The following is a 16,112-nucleotide window of genomic DNA, read 5'->3' on the forward strand; positions in this document are numbered from 1 at the left end:
GGTCGGCAATCCGCCGGCCATCTTCCGGGGGAAATCAATGATTTTGCTTTATTTCGTTATAGCATGCGGTGTCTTGTCCATCGTCTATGCCATCTGGGCGATCCAGTCCGTCATGGCAGCCGATGCGGGCAATGCACGCATGCAGGAGATCGCCGGGGCGATCCGTGAGGGTGCGCTCGCATACCTCACACGCCAGTACACGACCATCGCCATCGTCGGTGTCGTCGTTTTCATCCTGGCTTGGTGGCTTCTGTCTGCAGAGGCTGCGATCGGCTTCCTGATCGGTGCGGTGCTCTCCGGAGCTGCCGGCTTCATCGGCATGCTGGTCTCGGTGCGTGCGAACGTACGGACGGCCCAGGCCGCGTCCATCTCGCTCGGCGGCGGTCTTGAGATTGCCTTCAAGTCGGGTGCCATCACGGGTCTTCTCGTGGCCGGTCTCGCGCTTCTCGGCGTCTCGGGCTACTTCACCATCCTGACCCAGTTCATCGGCTATGGCCCGACTGAACGCGTCGTGATCGATGCTCTCGTGGCCCTCGGCTTCGGCGCTTCGCTCATCTCGATCTTCGCCCGTCTCGGCGGCGGCATCTTCACCAAAGGTGCAGACGTCGGCGGCGACCTTGTCGGTAAGGTCGAGGCCGGTATTCCGGAAGACGATCCCCGCAACCCGGCCACGATCGCCGACAACGTCGGTGACAATGTCGGCGACTGCGCGGGCATGGCGGCCGACCTTTTCGAGACCTACGCGGTGACGATCGTCGCCACGATGGTTCTGGCCTCGATCTTCTTCACGGGCGAGCAGGCGACGACGCTGATGCTCTTCCCGCTGTTGATCGGTGCGACCTGCGTCATCACTTCGATCGCCGGCACCTTCTTCGTGAAGCTCGGTGCCAACAATTCCATCATGGGTGCGCTCTATAAGGGCTTCATTGCCACCGCCGGTCTGTCGGCCGTGGCTCTGGCTCTGATCGTGCTCTTCTTCACCGGCTGGGGCACCGAGTTCACGAGCCCCGTCGGCCCGTCCTTCTCGGGTGGCAGCCTGTTCTTCTGCGGCATCGTCGGTCTCGCCGTGACGGGCCTCATCATCTGGATCACCGAGTACTACACCGGCACGAACTACCGCCCGGTGCGCTCCGTCGCTGATGCCTCCGTCACCGGACATGGCACCAACGTCATTCAGGGCCTCGCGATCTCGATGGAATCGACGGCTCTGCCGGCGATCGTCATCATCGCGGGCATTCTGGCCTCTTATGGTCTTGCCGGCCTTTTCGGCATCGCCATTGCAGTGACGACGATGCTGGCGCTTGCCGGTATGGTCGTGGCGCTCGACGCCTTCGGACCTGTGACCGACAATGCCGGCGGCATTGCCGAGATGGCAGATCTGCCTGCTGAAGTGCGCAACACCACCGACGCCCTCGATGCCGTCGGCAACACGACGAAGGCGGTCACCAAGGGCTATGCGATCGGCTCGGCCGGTCTTGGCGCTCTGGTGCTCTTTGCCGCCTACACCTCGGACCTCCACTTCTTTGCCGAAGAAGCGGCGCCGGGCACCTTCTTTGACGGTGTTAGCGTCGACTTCTCGCTGTCGAACCCATACGTCGTTGTCGGCCTGCTGTTCGGCGGTCTGCTGCCTTATCTCTTCGGCGGCATCGCGATGACGGCCGTCGGTCGCGCAGGCGGCGCGGTCGTGGAGGAAGTGCGTCGGCAGTTCCGTGAGAAGCCCGGCATCATGCAGGGGACGGAACGTCCGGATTATAAGCGCGCGGTCGACATGCTGACCAAGGCTGCGATCCGCGAAATGATCGTGCCGTCGCTCCTGCCGGTCCTGTCGCCGATCGTCTGCTTCTTCGTGATCTACCTGATCGCGGGCAAGTCGAACGGTTTTGCGTCGCTCGGTGCCATGCTCCTCGGCGTGATCGTGACCGGCCTTTTCGTCGCCCTCTCCATGACGGCCGGCGGCGGTGCCTGGGACAACGCCAAGAAGTACATCGAGGATGGACATCACGGCGGCAAGGGCTCCGATGCCCACAAGGCTGCGGTGACCGGCGATACGGTGGGTGATCCTTACAAGGACACGGCCGGACCGGCGGTGAACCCGATGATCAAGATCACCAACATCGTCGCGCTTCTGCTTCTGGCCGTCCTGGCCCACTAAGCAGATCGCTCGAAACAAAAACGAGGCCCCGCGTTACGCCGCGGGGCCTTTTTTGTGTCTGCAGCCCCAGCGCTTGGGTCGTGGTCAGACGAGGCACGCTATCCCCGTATCCCCACCTAGAATCAGGCTTTCAGGGCGGGATCGTCGTTGTAGATCGCCATCGCACTTGCGGCTCGTCGCCCCTTGGCCCGGCACGCCTGTCGCATCAATGCGCATCATCACCCCCAGAGCCAACACGTTTTGGCCAACGCTCCGGGCACGGCGTGAGGGGCATCAGGTTGCGGGGGCCAAGTCGTCGTCCCGAAGGATTTTGCTCGATCCGCAGCTGCTCATTTGAAGCACAACGCCGCGCTTTCGCGCTCAGGCGTCGTCGAATCGTCGAGCCAATCATCCACCGACGTTTTGTCGAGGCTTGCGAGCTCGTTGGCATAAGCGTGGATGAGGTCGGAGAGCACGGCATATTCGGTCCGATGGACCATGTATTCCTGCTCGTTGACCTCCGATTTCCCGTTCTCTTCGTGGCGCATATAGAGCGTCGTATAATAAATAAAGACACGCGGTCTCGAGAGATTGGAGAAATCGATCGTCGATTGCGAAAACAGATTGCGCCATTGCTCCGACTTGTTTTCACCGAACACTGATTTCGCCATGTCGGTGATATCCTCTTTGATCTTCTCCTGGTCTCCGGCGCTGACCGAATCGTAAAGGCTGACGACTTGATCGATCAGCTTGTTGTAGTCCTTCGAATAGAAGGTCTGTTTAACGTAATCGTGCTTCTCAAGATGAAAGAAAGGCGTGTCGTCGACCTCGGTGATGTAATCATTGTATCTCTCATAGAGATCCTCTGGTGGACTGCTGGCCGGGTGAAAGTTTGAGCGCTTCTGCGCATGGTTCATGATGCTCGATATCGCGGTCGGGAGATTTTCCGGCTCGGAGTAGATCTCAGTGTCATTGGCCTGGGGATCGGAATTGTCATCCCCAAGAGTTGAGCCGCGTGCGGTCGCGGCCGCGGCATCATCACTGAGCCGGGTTGCCGTCCGAGAGAGGCGAGGAACGATGTGGATCCATTCGCCGACGATTTGCGGGATCTTTGCGTTGGCCATAACCTTAACCTCCATGGCAAGATATGACGGGATGTGTCTTGTCTTTATGTATTAAGAAAACACCGAAATGTGAGAAGCGCTGTATCGCGGGAAAGTCATCACATATCGGATCTAAGACAGAAATAGAGCGACAGAAATAGTATGGAAGGGTGTATTGCAGGAAAATACAAAAGGTATATTTATCGTAGGAAATATTATAGACTTAGATATCGAAATATATATATAATTATAAGGTGTATTGAGTGTTTGGCAGCTGAGGACGTAACGCAATCCTCCGAGAGCTAAGAGCGGGAGATGTCGCGGGCGCGAGCCAACTACGGACAGCCGCCCATCGGCTCGGACACTAAAAAGGCGGCCGGATAGGGCCGCCTTTTGTCGATCCTGCGTCAAGCAGCGTTCGATCAAAGCGCTTCTACGCAGGAGCTTTGATCGGCTGAAGCCGGCCGATGAATGGCCAAGCGTGTCTAGAAGGCGACCCGTCCAGCGGCCGACAGAAGCTGCGACACGAACGAGAAGTCCTTGCCCGCCGTCGGAGTGGTGCGAGAGACGAAATCGAAGACCTTGCCGTCCTTCAGACCGTAATTGGCGACGCGCGTGACCGTCTGATCCTTGTCGAAATAGACAGCCAGAACGCGCTGGTCGACGATATGCGGGTTCAAGAAGGCGACCGGGCGCGAAGCCGTCTGCGAGATGTAATAGAACACCTCGCCGCCGAAATCGGCGGTCGTGGAGGGCGTGCCGAGCACGATCAACACCTGGTCGCGGCTCGATCCTTCTGGAATCTGTTCCAGGGCGAGCTCGTTGGCGATATAGCCGCGGTGCTGGGTTTCCCCGATGCAGCCCCCCAGGGCGCCGGCTGCGGCGACCGAAACGAGAAGGGCGAGAACGTGAGTTTTTTTGGTCATTGGCGGTCCCGTTGAACTCCGCTTGCTAGCGGGGTGAATGCGGCATTGCAATGGCCTTCGCGGGGCTCTGCCGCATTGTCTTGAAGGCGTAGAAGGGCATAGATGGCACGATGGGTTGGTTTCAAAGCCGCAAACGGCAGGAGCGCGAGCGCGCAGCGGCACTTTATGGCGCGGCGGCGGCTGCTGCGCGTCATCCGCAACTCTATGAAGAATATGGTGTCGATGACACGGTCGACGGTCGCTTCGAGATGCTCTCGCTGCATCTTTTTGCCGTCGTCCATCGGCTGACGTTTGGGCCCGACCCAGATCCCGAGTTGGCGCGGCTGACCACCGAAGCCTTCGTCGTCGATATGGATGCCACGTATCGAGACATCGGTGTCAGCGATCGACGCATCCCAAAGCGGATGAAAACGCTGTTTTCCTCATACGGCGGCAGACTCGGAGCTTACGGATCGGCACTGTCTGCAGGCGGCGATGCGCTTGAAGGTGCGATTGCGCGCAATATCTTTGGAGAGGAAAGCGATTCGAATGCGTCGCGACGGCTCGCGGACTATCTGCGTGCGTTGCTCGCCTGGCTGGACAATGTTCCCAGCGCCGCCCTGAAAGAGGGACGCATCGTGTTCCCGGATCCCATCAGCCTCGCTGCGGAGAACAGTTGAAATGAACACCGCGTCTTTCGCCAAGCCGTTGCGCCTGGTCGAGATACCCGCCTCGGGACGCAGACTGCATTTGGAGGCAAACCCGGCGGAACGGGAAAAAATGGCGGACCAACTCGGCATCCCCTCCGTCGACGACCTCTCGGCCGACATCGACGTGACACCCATGGCTGGCGATCACTACCGGGTCGAGGCGAAGATCTCCGGCCATGTCACGCGGCGTTGTGTCGTGACGCTGGCCCCCGTCGAGGAAGAGGTTTCGGAAGATGTGAGCCTTGTCCTGCGGCCACCGAAACCCGGCGAATCCCGGGATGGAGGCGGAGAGGCGAGCGGCGATCGCTCCAACGATCCTTTCGACGTGGAAGTCGACGGGGCGGAAGACACCGAGCCCTATTTCGGCGACAGGGTCGACCTCGGCGCCTTGCTCGTCGAATATGTGGCGCTTGGTCTCGACCCCTATCCGAGGGTTGCGGGCGCTGAATTTAAGGAACATGTGGAGGATGATACGGTGGAGGCGTCGCCATTTGCCGTATTGGAGCGTCTGAAGCAGCAACGTAACTGACGCACCTTACCAGCCTTTTTCTCCAAACGGCTTGTCATGACCGGGCGAGTGGGTATTGTCCCGCGGCCGGCGACCCGACCAGAAGAAAGCGATGCCGTCACCTCTCACCATCTCTCTTGACGCCATGGGCGGCGATGCCGGTCCCGAAATGGTGATCCCGGGCGCAGCCGTGGCGTTGAAGCGTCGGCCGGATCTGCGTTTCATTCTTTATGGCCAATCCGAAGCGGTCGAGCCGTTGCTCGCCCGCTATCCCGATCTCGTCGCCGCCTCGCGCTTCGTGCATTGCGAGATTTCCGTGCGCATGGACGACAAGCCGAGCCAGGCACTCCGCCTCGGCCGCTGGAAGTCGTCGATGTGGCGGTGCGTCCAGGCGGTGCGGGACGGGGAGGCGGACGTTGCCGTCTCCGCCGGAAACACCGGCGCCCTCATGGCGATGTCGAAATTCTGCCTCCGCACGCTTCCCGATATCGATCGGCCGGCGATCGCGGCCATGTGGCCGACGCTGCGCGGCGAAAGCATCGTCCTCGACGTCGGCGCCACGATCGGCTCGGATGCGAAGATGCTCGTCCATTTCGCCGTCATGGGCGCAGCCATGGCCCGTGCTCTCTTCGGGCTGGAGCGGCCGACGGTCGGTCTCCTCAACATCGGCGCTGAAGAGGTGAAGGGTGTCGAGGAGGTGCGCGAGGCGGGCCACATTCTGCGCGCCATCGACCACCCCAATTTCGAATATTATGGCTTCGTCGAGGGCGACGATCTCGGCAAAGGCACCGTCGACGTCGTGGTCACGGAAGGCTTTTCAGGCAATATCGCGCTGAAGACCGCCGAGGGGACCGCACGGCAGCTCGCCGAGTATCTCCGTTCGGCGATGACGCGGACCCTGTCTGCCAAGATCGGCTATTTCTTCGCGCGCTCAGCCTTCGCCCGACTCAGGGAAAAAATGGACCCGCGCAAGGTCAACGGCGGCCTTTTCCTCGGCCTCAATGGCCTCGTCGTGAAAAGCCATGGCGGCACGGATTCGGAAGGCTTTGCCGCCGCCATCGAGCTCGGCCGTGACATGGTGCTCGGAAGTCTCACCAGCAAGATCGCCAACGATTTGGAATACACCCTCGGATCGATGCGCAAGCAGTTCGCCGAGCAAACGGCCGCGCAGGCACAGACCGCATGAAACGCTCCTTGATCGCCGGCATTGGCAGCGCCCTGCCGGAGAAAGTCCTTACCAACCGCGATCTCGAAAGCATCGTCGACACATCGGACGAATGGATCGTACAGCGCACCGGCATTTCAGAGCGCCACGTCGCTGCCGAAGGCGAAACGACCTCGGATCTTGCGCTGGCCGCGGCTGAGAAAGCGCTTGCGGACGCCGGCCTGACCTCTGCCGACATAGATCTCATCGTCCTGGCGACCGCCACGCCGGATCAGACGTTTCCGGCGACCGCCTGCACGGTGCAGGATCGGCTCGGCATGCATCACGGATACGCGTTCGATGTTCAGGCCGTGTGCTCGGGCTTTTTGTTCGCGCTCACCACCGCCGATGCGCATTTGAAGGCCGGATCGGCAAAGCGTGCGCTCGTCATCGGAGCCGAAACATTTTCGCGCATTCTCGATTGGAGCGACCGCGGCACCTGCGTCTTGTTCGGCGACGGGGCTGGTGCGGTCGTTCTGGAAGCCCACGAGGCAGGCGAGGAGACGGCTCCGCGGGGTCTTCTTACCGCGCATTTGCGTTCAGATGGGCATTTCCGTGACAAACTGTTCGTCGACGGTGGCCCGAGCTCGACGAGGACCGTCGGACACTTGCGCATGGAAGGCCGTGAGGTTTTCAAGCATGCGGTCGCGACCATCACCGATGTCATCACCGACGCATTCGAAGCGACCGGCGAATCGGCGGAAACGATCGACTGGTTCGTTCCCCATCAGGCCAACAGACGCATCATCGATGCCAGCGCCAAGCGGCTCGGCATCGCCGAAGAAAAGGTCGTGGTGACGGTTCAGCATCACGGCAACACGTCGGCGGCCTCTATCCCGCTGGCGCTTGATGTCGCAGTGCGCGACGGGCGCATCAAAAAAGGCGATCTGGTGCTGCTTGAGGCGATGGGCGGCGGCTTCACTTGGGGCTCAGCTCTGATACGCTGGTAGCGGGCGATACGCATCGGGGGGTGCGTGTTGACCTCATTTCGACAGGCGAATACGTTGCTTAAGGACGTGCAGGAGGCGTGTTGCGTGGAGGCAAATGAACTACGCCCAGAGGGGCGCACCGTCACGCGAGCCGATCTCGCAGAGGCGGTTTATCGGGAGCTTGGCCTTTCCAGAACGGAATCGGCCGCCATGGTGGAAATGGTGCTCGCGGAGATTTCAGACACGATCATATCGGGGGAAACGGTCAAGCTTTCCTCGTTCGGTTCTTTCGTCGTGCGCAGTAAGGGGCAGCGCGTCGGCCGCAATCCGAAAACGGGCAAGGAAGTGCCGATTCCGCCGCGCCGCGTGACCGTCTTCAAGCCAAGCAACATCATGAAGCAGCGCATCAACGAGTGCCTCGCCCCGGAAGAAGAGACGGGCGGCGCCGCGGTCAGCACGGGCGCCGACGCCGGCAATGCGCGGCGTCTCAAGGCTGCTGAAGCAGACGTCGCAACGACGTGAGCGTGAAATCACCGGACGCGTTCAGGACGATCAGTGAAGTTGCGGAGGACCTCGATCTTCCGCAACACGTCCTGCGTTTCTGGGAAACGCGCTTCACTCAGATCAAGCCGCTGAAGCGCGGCGGCGGCAGGCGCTATTATCGCCCTGAGGACGTCGACCTTCTCAAGGGCATTCGCCTGCTTCTTTACGGCGAAGGCTTCACCATCAAGGGCGTGCAGCGTCTTCTCAAAGAGAAGGGCGTGCGCTTCGTCATTGCCGTTGGGCAAAGCGGCAATGTGGAGACGGTGGCGCCGGCCGAGGCTGATTTTGACACCGAGCGGCCGAGCGATGAGGCCCCGGCGAGGGCAGAGCCGATTCGCGAGGAAGCTCGGGACGAGGACGACGAACTGCAACCGTCCTTGCTGCGCGACGAGGCGGAAGAGCCCGTGTCTCGCCGCGTCGACCCCCATGGTCGCGAACGTCTTCAAGCCGTGCTCAGCGATCTGCTCGAGGCGCGCCGGATTCTGCACGACGCCATCTCCGGCTGACCGGATACCCCGGCCGCGCATAGACCGCGCGACATACCGCCTTGGCGGCGTGATTTCATTTCAAAATAGTGGGGAATGGTCGGAGCGGCGGGATTCGAACCCACGACCTCTTGCGCCCCATGCAAGTGCGCTACCAGGCTGCGCTACGCTCCGACGCGCGCGGACTATAGAGAGCACATAGGCTCGGCGCAATGCTCATAAGGCGCAGTTTTCGGGGATTCTTTCGCCGTCTTCTCGCAGCTCCATATGGGCCGAGGACGAGCATCGATATGCCACGGAATCAGCAAATCTTAAGGCTTTCCCGCCTAACTCGCGCGCATAGAACGTCTCCGCGCGAGAACCCGGCTTCCATGCAGCCAGACGCCGACCGTCCACGTCTTTATCCGACCTCCGTGAGGAACTTCGTTTTCTTTCTGGCGGTGCTGGCGATGAACTATACGCTGTCGCGGCCGTCGCCCGTCGACTTTCTGTTCATGCTCTCGCTCGCATTGTCGATCATGGTGCTGCAGAAGGTCCGGCTGACCTTCTTCATATTCTTTACGCTCTTGCTCCTGTGGACGCTTTCGTTCTGGTACGCCTCGGTCCCGTTCTTCGGCGATCCTGACGTACGCCAGGAGGCCTTCAAGAAAACCTTCGTCGTGGTTCTCGGCATAACGGCCTGCTACGTCTCCATGGATTGGGGTCCGCGGCAGTTGCATACCTTCATGCGGGTCTACGTCGTCTCCTGCGTGACGGCCGCGATTCTCGGAATTGTGGGCTTTGCGCTCGGAATCGAGGCCCTGCTTTGGGACGGCCGCTCGAAAGCCTTCATCGACGACCCGAACATGTATGCGTCGTTCCTCGTGCCGGGCGTGGTGATGGCGATCTACCTGGTCCAGCAGCGGTTGTGGCCGCGGGCCGCACTTCTTCCGATCATCGGGATCCTCTGCCTCGGCGTGCTGCTGTCATTCTCCCGGGCGGCGACCGTGTCGCTCATCCTGTGCTGCTCCGGCTATATGGTCTTCATCTATCGGCAGCACCTCCTGAGGCTTTTCGCCTACGCCGCTGCCATGGCGGTCTTCGGCGGCATCATTCTCGGAACCACGATCGTCGTCTCTCCGACCTTCACGAAGAAATTCGAGCAGCGCGCCACGCTGGAGGAATCTTACGATGCAGGGCGCGAAGGCCGATACGGCCGCTATGCACGTTCGATCCCGATGATCCTCAGCAATCCCGTCGGTATCGGGATCAATCAGCAGAACCTGATCTTTCTGGAGCCCATCCATAACATCTGGCTGAGCTCTTTCATGAATTACGGCTGGCTCGCAGGCTTTTCATGGCTCGCGCTGATGTTCCTGTCGGTCCTTTTTGGCCTTGGGAACTACCGTATGACGGCGCATCCGGCAGCCGTCGCCGTTCTGGTCGCCTTCATGGCGCCGCTCATGTGCGCCTCGCTGCATGAAGGCGAGCACTGGCGCCATCTCTGGCTCCTTCTCGGCATCCTCTGGGGCTTCAATCCCGCACGCTTCCATAAGACGACGGAGGCGACCCCGAATGTTCGTGGGAGCGGTGCCGTGGAAGCGATGAAACACGCCATCGCCCGCAACAAACACCGCGCCCAGAACGGCCGCTCTATCGTCTCGTCATAGCGTATTGAAGGAACAAAGCCCCCGTACGGGGGAGGGCGTCTTCGTCTGCCCCATCCAAGGGACCGTCGGCGTTCGAATGCGTTGCGCCGCAGTCTTCCGTGCGCATCCTTCGATCGAGCGAGTTTGGTGCAAGGCAAGCCGGAGAGCGAGCCCAAAGAAAGCCTTTCGGGACTCTACGAGGTGGGTGAGCCTCATCCCCGCACAGCTCTCAATAGGCATTCTCGCCGGTGACGAGCCGAATCGGTGTCAAAAGCAGGATGTAGAGATCGAAAAGGACCGACCAGTTTTCGATATAGAACTGGTCGTGCTCGACGCGCCGCTCGAGTTTTTCCTGGGTGTCGGTTTCTCCGCGCCAGCCGTTGACCTGGGCCCAGCCGGTGATGCCCGGCTTGACGCGATGGCGGGCGAAGTAGCCGTCGACCACCTGTTCGTAAAGCTGGTTGGCCGCCTTGGCCTGCAAGGCGTGAGGGCGAGGGCCGACGAGGGAGAGATTGCCTTTCAGGACGTTGAACAATTGCGGCAGCTCATCGAGACTCGTTTTGCGGATGAAGCGGCCGACGCGCGTCACCCGCGGATCGTCCCGGCTGACGAGCTTTGCTGCGTTGAGGTCCACCTGATCGACATACATCGAGCGGAACTTGAAGACCTTGATCAGCTCGTTGTTGAAGCCGTAGCGGTCCTGACGAAAGAGAACAGGGCCCCGGCTGTCGAGTTTGATCGCGGCTGCCACCGCCAGCATCACCGGCGACAGTCCGATGAGGGCGAGACTGGCAAAGACGATGTCGAACATCCGCTTGACGACGGAATCCCAACCCGCGATTGGCCGATCGAACAGATCCAAAAACGGCACCGAGCCGATGAAGGAATAGGAACGGGGGCGGAACCGCAGGCGCGTCGTATGCGCTGCCATGCGGATGTCGACCGGTAGCACCCAGAGCTGCTTGAGCATTTCGAGAAGCCGGTTCTCGGCCGTCAGCGGCAGGGCGATGATCAAGAGGTCGATCTGCGCCTGGCGACCGAATTCCACGAGTTCGTCGATTCGCCCGAGCAGCGGGTAGCCTTCCTGAATTGCCGGCGCACGATCACCGCCGCGGTCGTCGAAAATCCCGCAAATACGGATGTCATTCTCGGGTTCGGCGTCGAGGGCGCGGATCAGAGACACCGCTTCCGGGCCGGCCCCGACGAGAACCGCGCGACGCTCCAGGAGACCGACGCGGGTCCAGACGCGCACGAGGCGTGCGAGCAGAACACGCGCCGCCGCAAGCGCCACAAAGCCCATAAAGAACCAGGCGCCGAGCCACAGACGGGAGAAATCGTCGCCGATTTTCAGAAAGAACGCGACGAGGGTGAAGCAGGCAAACACCACCGCCCAAAGCCCGGCGGCACGACCAATGTGTTTCAGCGGATGCCTGTAGGCCGGCAGCGTGTAGCCCTTGAACGTACCGATAAGCGAGATCGTGAACACCGGCAGCAGGATCAGCGGCAGGAGATAGCGCGGAGGCAATTCACCTTCGCTGGACGCGACCCAGAAATGGTAGATCAGTGTGCCGAGGCCGACGAGCGCCGTGAAGTCTGCCAGACGCAGAAGGGCGGCGAGAAAGCCCGCAGAGACGGGCCGGTATTTGAGGTTCGCGGCAACGCGGGCCGCGGCGAGATTGAGGGCCGAGCGACCTGCTCCGGGCCGCTTTGTGCCTGGCTCATTGTCCGCCGGTGCATTGCTCGATGTCACTGTGTAAAATCCCGCTTCGGCCTCGCCGGTAGCTGTCTGTCTTGCGCGATTTTATTCAATCTGTTCCGCCTGCTAGAGTTAATCAACTCGGATCAGAACAGGCGTTCTCCGACATAGACGGTATCGCCGGCACGAATCGGCTGCGTCACGGCAAGGCGGCCTTCGTAAAGGACGCCGTTCAGCTGGCGGCTCAGTCGCACCACCCGTTCGTTCGCACGGGGCGTAAAGCCTCCAGCGACCGCGACGGCATTCTCAACCGTCATGCCCGGCACATAGGGATACTGGCCAGGACTGCTCACTTCGCCCAGAATGAAGAAGGGGCGATACGAGGCGACCTCGACGGTCACGTCGGGATTACGCACGAAGCGGGTCGAAAGAGCGCTCTGGATGCGTCCCTCGAGCTCGTCGGTGCTAGCGCCGCGCGCCGCGATCTCGCCGACGAGAGGCATCGTGACGTAGCCGGCCTGATCGACCTTGTAGACGTTGGTGAGCTCGCTCTGGTCGAAGACGACGATGCGGAGTTCATCGCCGGTATCCAGTCGATAGGGCCCTTTGACTGTCGGTGAACCAGTCGCCAACGGTGCCCGCTCGCCCATGCAAGACGCGAGAAGACAAACAAGTGTGATTATAATGGCGACACGAACCGCGTTCATTGCGAGCACCCAACCTGTGACCGGCCGAAATATGCCGCGCCATAGTTAATGCCGCGCTAAAATTGCCTGAAGCTGGAGGTATGGCGGTCGTTAACCGCCTCCTAACCGTAATCGACGCATCTTGCCGTCAGCCAGCAAGGAGTCGCCACGCTATGGCCGAGCCGCGTCCTATGGAAATGGACATTTCTGCAATTGCCGCCGCGCTGTGGCGTCGCGCCTGGCTTTTTGGCCTGGTGGCGATCCTGGTGGGGGCAGGAACCTATTTCGGTCTCTCGCTCGTCGACCCGCTTTATACTGGCGACGCACGCATTTTGATCGAGGCGCGGGAATCGCCGCTGACACGGCCTCGCGACTCGGGCGCAGAAAACCTGACGGTGCAGCTGGACGAATCGGCGATTGCGAGCCAGGTCGAGGTTCTGCGTTCGCGCGACATCGCCAATACCATCATCGACAAGTTCGACCTGACGCATCGTCCGGACTTTGATCCGGCTCTCTCACCGTCTCTGATTGATACAGTCCTGATCGCCTCCGGCCTCAAAAAGGGTCCGGCGGAGAACACGATTCGGCAGCGCGTCCTGGAAACGTATTACAACCGCCTGTCCGTCTATTCTGTCGTCAAATCACGGGTGATCGCGGTCGAGTTCAATGCGCATGATCCCGAGCTCGCGGCGCAAATCGCGAATGCCGTGGCGGAAGCATTCGTGAACCTGCAAAGCGAAGCCAAGAGGCAGTCGACGTCAGCCGCGACCGCATGGCTGCAGACCGAGATCGACCGCTTGCGCGAACGGGTCGAGGAGGCGGAAGGCGCGGTCGCTGCCTACCGCTCCGAGAACAACCTGTTCGACGTCAATACGTCGAGCCAGCCGGAAACGACCCTGCAGAAGCAGGAGCTGAGCGAGCTCAATGCAGAGCTCGGTCGTGCCAAGGCCGCGCAATCGGAAGCTCAGTCGCGGGCCGAACTGCTGCGCTCGCTGCTGCGCGAGGGGAGTTCCTTCGATTCCGCCGAAGAGGTTCTGAATTCACAGCTGATCCAGCGGCTCCGCGAGCGCCAGGTCGCCTTGCGCGCCCAGATCGCAGAACTGTCGACGAGCCTTCTGCCGCAGCATCCGCGTCTGCAGGCCCTGCGCAGCCAGCTGGCAGATCTCGATGGGCAGGTTCGCACAGAAGTCCGCAAGATCCTGCAATCTCTGGAGACCGCCGCGCGCGTCGCGAGCGCCCGCGTGACTTCGCTCGAAGCGAGGCTGAATGAGGCGAAAGCCGCGGTCGCTCGCTCCAACGAGGAAAGCATCGAACTTCGCGCGCTGGAGCGCGAAGCTGCCGCGCAACGCGATCTCCTGGAGACCTTCCTGGCGCGCTACAGGGAAGCGGCCGCGCGCACCGATTCCAATTATCTGCCGGCCGACGCACGGATCATTTCACGGGCGATCCCGCCGCGGCGTCCCTCCTGGCCGAAGAAAGGGCTGCTGACGGCCGCAGCCGTCCTCGGTTCCCTGTTCCTCGCCATGGCCATCGTCATCGTGCGCGAATTCGCTTCTGGTCGTGCGTTTCGTCCACTGGATGACATCGAGGTGCCGCCGGCCGGAGAGGTTCCGGCAGAGCCTCTCCTTGTCCTGGGCGCGATTCCCCCGGGCGGAACGCCGAGCCTTGATGCGGCGAAGGAAATCCCAGGCCTGGCTGAGCTCGCCGATCTCATTGCGACGGAAGGACTGAAAACGGTCCTGTTTGCCGGAGACGGTGGCCCAACTGCTGGCGATGCGGCCTTGGGTGCATGTCGGCTTGCGGTCCGTACGGCCTCGTTGCGCATCATTCTGCTCGATATCGGGGTCGAACCGGCATCGGCGCTCGACCGCGACGGAGGCCCCGGCCTGGGCGACCTGTTGAGCGGGGATGCGCCGTTCGGCGACGCCATCCGGCTCGACGGCGACAGCCGCGTCCATTTCATCCCTCTCGGCTCGATGGCCGAGGATCCGCCCTTGCAGCGCCTCAGCCTCGTCATCGGAGCCTTGAGCAACACGTATGACCGTGTGGTTCTCCTGGCCGACCGTTTCGAGGATTGGCCGAGCGACTACGTGCGGCCGGATCTCGCTGTCCTCGTCTGTGACGAAGACATGGGCGCGGAGGCACGCCGCAGACTTCACCGGCAGGCGATGGAGGCGGGTGCGCGCAACGCCATTCTTCTGCAGCGCTCGAGTGAAGAAGGTGCAGAGCCGCAGGCGGCGGAAGAGGCGGCCTGAAAGGCCGTCGCAGCACGTACCGAAAGCAGGGGCATGAGGTGAGCCGACGTCACCAGGCGATTCACGCGGCGCTGAAAACTCTTGCCGCCAGCAAGGCGACGCGATGGTTGCCGGCGGACCCCAAGAGCAGCGGGCTCGTTCTCACTCTTCACGAAGTGAAGCCGGGACTTCCCGCTGCGTTCGCGCCCAATGCCGGGCTCGTAATCGCGCCCGATTTCCTGGATGCGCTTCTGAGGCTCCTAAAGCGGGCGGATCGGCGGATCCTGCCTCTTGGCGAAATGGTGGCCAACCAGATCGCGGGACGTGCGTCGCCGAATGATGTGGCGATCACGCTCGATGACGGCTTCCGTAACAATCTCGAAGAGGCGCTTCCTGTCTTCCAGCGGCATCAGGCGCCGTTCACCGCCTTCATCTGCGCAGGCTTTTGCGATCGTAGCGCTGCACCCTGGTGGGTCGCTCTGGAACGCATGATCGCAGTGCATTCGGAATTCGGTCTGAAAGGCGAGGGGCCGGGGCCGATGCCGACCTCAACGACAGAAGAGAAGTACGCTGCCTTTGCCGCATGGCGGCATGCGCTCCTGTTCGAGCTGGACGGCCTGCGACACCGCCAGGTCATGGCGCGCCTTTACGAAGCTCATGAGTTCGATGAACGAGCGCTGACGGAGGAATTGGTTCTGGATTGGGACGGGGTGCGGCGGCTTGCAGAAGATCCGCTCGCGACGATCGGTGCCCACACCATGACCCATCCGGCCCTTGCCAGGTTGCCTGCCGATGGCGCGCTTGCAGAAATCCGGGAAAGTGCCGACCGCATTGAACAGGAGACGGGAAGAAGGCCCGACCTTCTGGCCTATCCCTACGGATTTGCCGGTGCTGTCGGAGAGCGTGAGGCCGAGCTCGCCGCACAGACGGGAATGACGGCCGCCTTCCTGACGAGGCCCGGCACGCTTCGGCCGTCTTCCGATCCGCTCTTCCTGCCGCGGGTTTCGGTGAACGGCTATTACCAGGATGTCGATCTGCAGGAGGTTTTGCTCGCCCCGGGGCTGTGGCGGATCGCGGAGCCGCTCTTGGGGGCAAAAAATGCGCTCAGGCGCGGTCGGGACGTGCCATCCACCAGATGATAGCCCCGGCCGGGATCACCCAGGCGATCCCGGCGACCGCATAATAGGCAAGCTGCACGAGCCCGCTGGTGCCGGGAAGCTTCGCGGCTCCGATCGTCATCGCGGTGAGGCTGTAGAAGATCACCCACACGACAAGAAAAACGGTGCCGATCGGTTTGCGGTATTTCTGGCGCATAGAGGCAGCTAGCCGCAATGGACGGGGTTTTCAATC

The 16,112-nt window shown here is 61.5% G+C and carries 15 protein-coding genes and 1 tRNA gene; 10 read left to right on the forward strand and 6 right to left on the reverse strand.

The features are described 5' to 3' along the window. Positions 1-37 precede the first annotated feature (37 nt). Positions 38-2,152: a sodium-translocating pyrophosphatase gene (locus tag L0F51_RS03335; RefSeq protein ID WP_234627928.1), complete on the forward strand. Its 2,115-nt coding sequence runs from the start codon at positions 38-40 to the stop codon at positions 2,150-2,152. 329 nt (positions 2,153-2,481) lie between these two features. Here L0F51_RS03335 and L0F51_RS03340 read toward each other — a convergent pair whose 3' ends face one another. Both L0F51_RS03340 and L0F51_RS03345 read right to left on the reverse strand, forming a co-directional pair. Continuing rightward, positions 2,482-3,255: a hypothetical protein gene (locus tag L0F51_RS03340; protein ID WP_234627929.1), complete on the reverse strand. Its 774-nt coding sequence runs from the start codon at positions 3,253-3,255 to the stop codon at positions 2,482-2,484. Positions 3,256-3,719: 464 nt separating this feature from the next. Further along, entirely contained in the window at positions 3,720-4,160 is a 441-nt protein-coding gene (locus tag L0F51_RS03345) for an outer membrane protein assembly factor BamE (RefSeq protein ID WP_128294025.1), read from the reverse strand. 110 nt (positions 4,161-4,270) lie between these two features. Here L0F51_RS03345 and L0F51_RS03350 point away from each other — a divergent pair, with 110 nt between their 5' ends. The 6 genes from L0F51_RS03350 to L0F51_RS03375 all read left to right on the forward strand — a co-directional run bounded on the left by L0F51_RS03350 (position 4,271) and on the right by L0F51_RS03375 (position 8,539). Beyond that, positions 4,271-4,819, forward strand: coding sequence for a ubiquinol-cytochrome C chaperone family protein (locus L0F51_RS03350; protein ID WP_234627930.1), 549 nt, complete (start codon positions 4,271-4,273; stop codon positions 4,817-4,819). A 1-nt stretch (position 4,820) separates the two neighbouring features. Then, positions 4,821-5,378, forward strand: a complete 558-nt coding sequence (locus tag L0F51_RS03355) for a DUF177 domain-containing protein (protein WP_234627931.1) — start codon at positions 4,821-4,823, stop codon at positions 5,376-5,378. 91 nt (positions 5,379-5,469) lie between these two features. Further along, positions 5,470-6,543 carry a phosphate acyltransferase PlsX gene (gene plsX, locus L0F51_RS03360; RefSeq protein ID WP_234627932.1) on the forward strand — a complete coding sequence of 358 codons (1,074 nt, stop codon included), beginning with the start codon at positions 5,470-5,472 and terminating at the stop codon, positions 6,541-6,543. Next, positions 6,540-7,511: a beta-ketoacyl-ACP synthase III gene (locus tag L0F51_RS03365; protein WP_234627933.1), complete on the forward strand. Its 972-nt coding sequence runs from the start codon at positions 6,540-6,542 to the stop codon at positions 7,509-7,511. The genes plsX and L0F51_RS03365 overlap by 4 nt, the downstream gene beginning before the upstream one ends. An 84-nt stretch (positions 7,512-7,595) precedes the next feature. Then, entirely contained in the window at positions 7,596-8,012 is a 417-nt protein-coding gene (locus L0F51_RS03370; protein ID WP_234627934.1) for an integration host factor subunit alpha, read from the forward strand. After that, a complete protein-coding gene (locus tag L0F51_RS03375) occupies positions 8,009-8,539 on the forward strand; it encodes a MerR family transcriptional regulator (RefSeq protein WP_234627935.1) in 531 nt (176 codons plus the stop codon). The genes L0F51_RS03370 and L0F51_RS03375 overlap by 4 nt, the downstream gene beginning before the upstream one ends. 76 nt (positions 8,540-8,615) lie before the next feature. Here L0F51_RS03375 and L0F51_RS03380 read toward each other — a convergent pair. Then, a tRNA-Pro gene (locus L0F51_RS03380) sits at positions 8,616-8,692 on the reverse strand. A 197-nt stretch (positions 8,693-8,889) separates the two neighbouring features. Between L0F51_RS03380 and L0F51_RS03385 the strand changes: the two genes are divergently transcribed. Then, positions 8,890-10,167, forward strand: coding sequence for an O-antigen ligase (locus tag L0F51_RS03385; protein ID WP_234627936.1), 1,278 nt, complete (start codon positions 8,890-8,892; stop codon positions 10,165-10,167). 208 nt (positions 10,168-10,375) lie between these two features. Here L0F51_RS03385 and L0F51_RS03390 read toward each other — a convergent pair whose 3' ends face one another. Continuing rightward, positions 10,376-11,896, reverse strand: coding sequence for an undecaprenyl-phosphate glucose phosphotransferase (locus tag L0F51_RS03390; protein ID WP_234627937.1), 1,521 nt, complete (start codon positions 11,894-11,896; stop codon positions 10,376-10,378). 92 nt (positions 11,897-11,988) lie between these two features. Next, the gene (locus L0F51_RS03395) at positions 11,989-12,549 is read right to left on the reverse strand and encodes a polysaccharide biosynthesis/export family protein (RefSeq protein ID WP_370642299.1); all 561 of its coding nucleotides are present in this window, start codon (positions 12,547-12,549) and stop codon (positions 11,989-11,991) included. A 152-nt stretch (positions 12,550-12,701) separates the two neighbouring features. Between L0F51_RS03395 and L0F51_RS03400 the strand changes: the two genes are divergently transcribed. Together L0F51_RS03400 and L0F51_RS03405 are read left to right on the forward strand one after the other, a co-directional pair. After that, entirely contained in the window at positions 12,702-14,783 is a 2,082-nt protein-coding gene (locus L0F51_RS03400; RefSeq protein WP_234627939.1) for an exopolysaccharide transport family protein, read from the forward strand. A gap of 38 nt (positions 14,784-14,821) precedes the next feature. Then, a complete protein-coding gene (locus tag L0F51_RS03405; RefSeq protein ID WP_234627940.1) occupies positions 14,822-15,901 on the forward strand; it encodes a polysaccharide deacetylase family protein in 1,080 nt (359 codons plus the stop codon). On the opposite strand, the gene L0F51_RS03410 is transcribed toward L0F51_RS03405, so the two are convergent. Then, positions 15,867-16,076: a DUF2842 domain-containing protein gene (locus tag L0F51_RS03410; RefSeq protein WP_128294036.1), complete on the reverse strand. Its 210-nt coding sequence runs from the start codon at positions 16,074-16,076 to the stop codon at positions 15,867-15,869. The genes L0F51_RS03405 and L0F51_RS03410 overlap by 35 nt on opposite strands. Between the last annotated feature and the right edge of the window lie 36 nt (positions 16,077-16,112).

The organism is Afifella sp. H1R (genome assembly GCF_021462425.1).
Taxonomy (GTDB): domain Bacteria; phylum Pseudomonadota; class Alphaproteobacteria; order Rhizobiales; family Afifellaceae; genus Afifella; species Afifella aestuarii.

Coding starts and splice junctions, on each gene's coding strand:
- L0F51_RS03345 (WP_128294025.1), bottom strand. CDS start 4,160: ATGACCAAAAAAACTCACGTTCTCGCCCTTCTCGTTTCGGTCGCCGCA.
- L0F51_RS03340 (WP_234627929.1), bottom strand. CDS start 3,255: ATGGCCAACGCAAAGATCCCGCAAATCGTCGGCGAATGGATCCACATC.
- L0F51_RS03395 (WP_370642299.1), bottom strand. CDS start 12,549: ATGAACGCGGTTCGTGTCGCCATTATAATCACACTTGTTTGTCTTCTC.
- L0F51_RS03355 (WP_234627931.1), top strand. CDS start 4,821: ATGAACACCGCGTCTTTCGCCAAGCCGTTGCGCCTGGTCGAGATACCC.
- plsX (WP_234627932.1), top strand. CDS start 5,470: ATGCCGTCACCTCTCACCATCTCTCTTGACGCCATGGGCGGCGATGCC.
- L0F51_RS03350 (WP_234627930.1), top strand. CDS start 4,271: ATGGGTTGGTTTCAAAGCCGCAAACGGCAGGAGCGCGAGCGCGCAGCG.
- L0F51_RS03400 (WP_234627939.1), top strand. CDS start 12,702: ATGGCCGAGCCGCGTCCTATGGAAATGGACATTTCTGCAATTGCCGCC.
- L0F51_RS03385 (WP_234627936.1), top strand. CDS start 8,890: ATGCAGCCAGACGCCGACCGTCCACGTCTTTATCCGACCTCCGTGAGG.
- L0F51_RS03335 (WP_234627928.1), top strand. CDS start 38: ATGATTTTGCTTTATTTCGTTATAGCATGCGGTGTCTTGTCCATCGTC.
- L0F51_RS03410 (WP_128294036.1), bottom strand. CDS start 16,076: ATGCGCCAGAAATACCGCAAACCGATCGGCACCGTTTTTCTTGTCGTG.
- L0F51_RS03365 (WP_234627933.1), top strand. CDS start 6,540: ATGAAACGCTCCTTGATCGCCGGCATTGGCAGCGCCCTGCCGGAGAAA.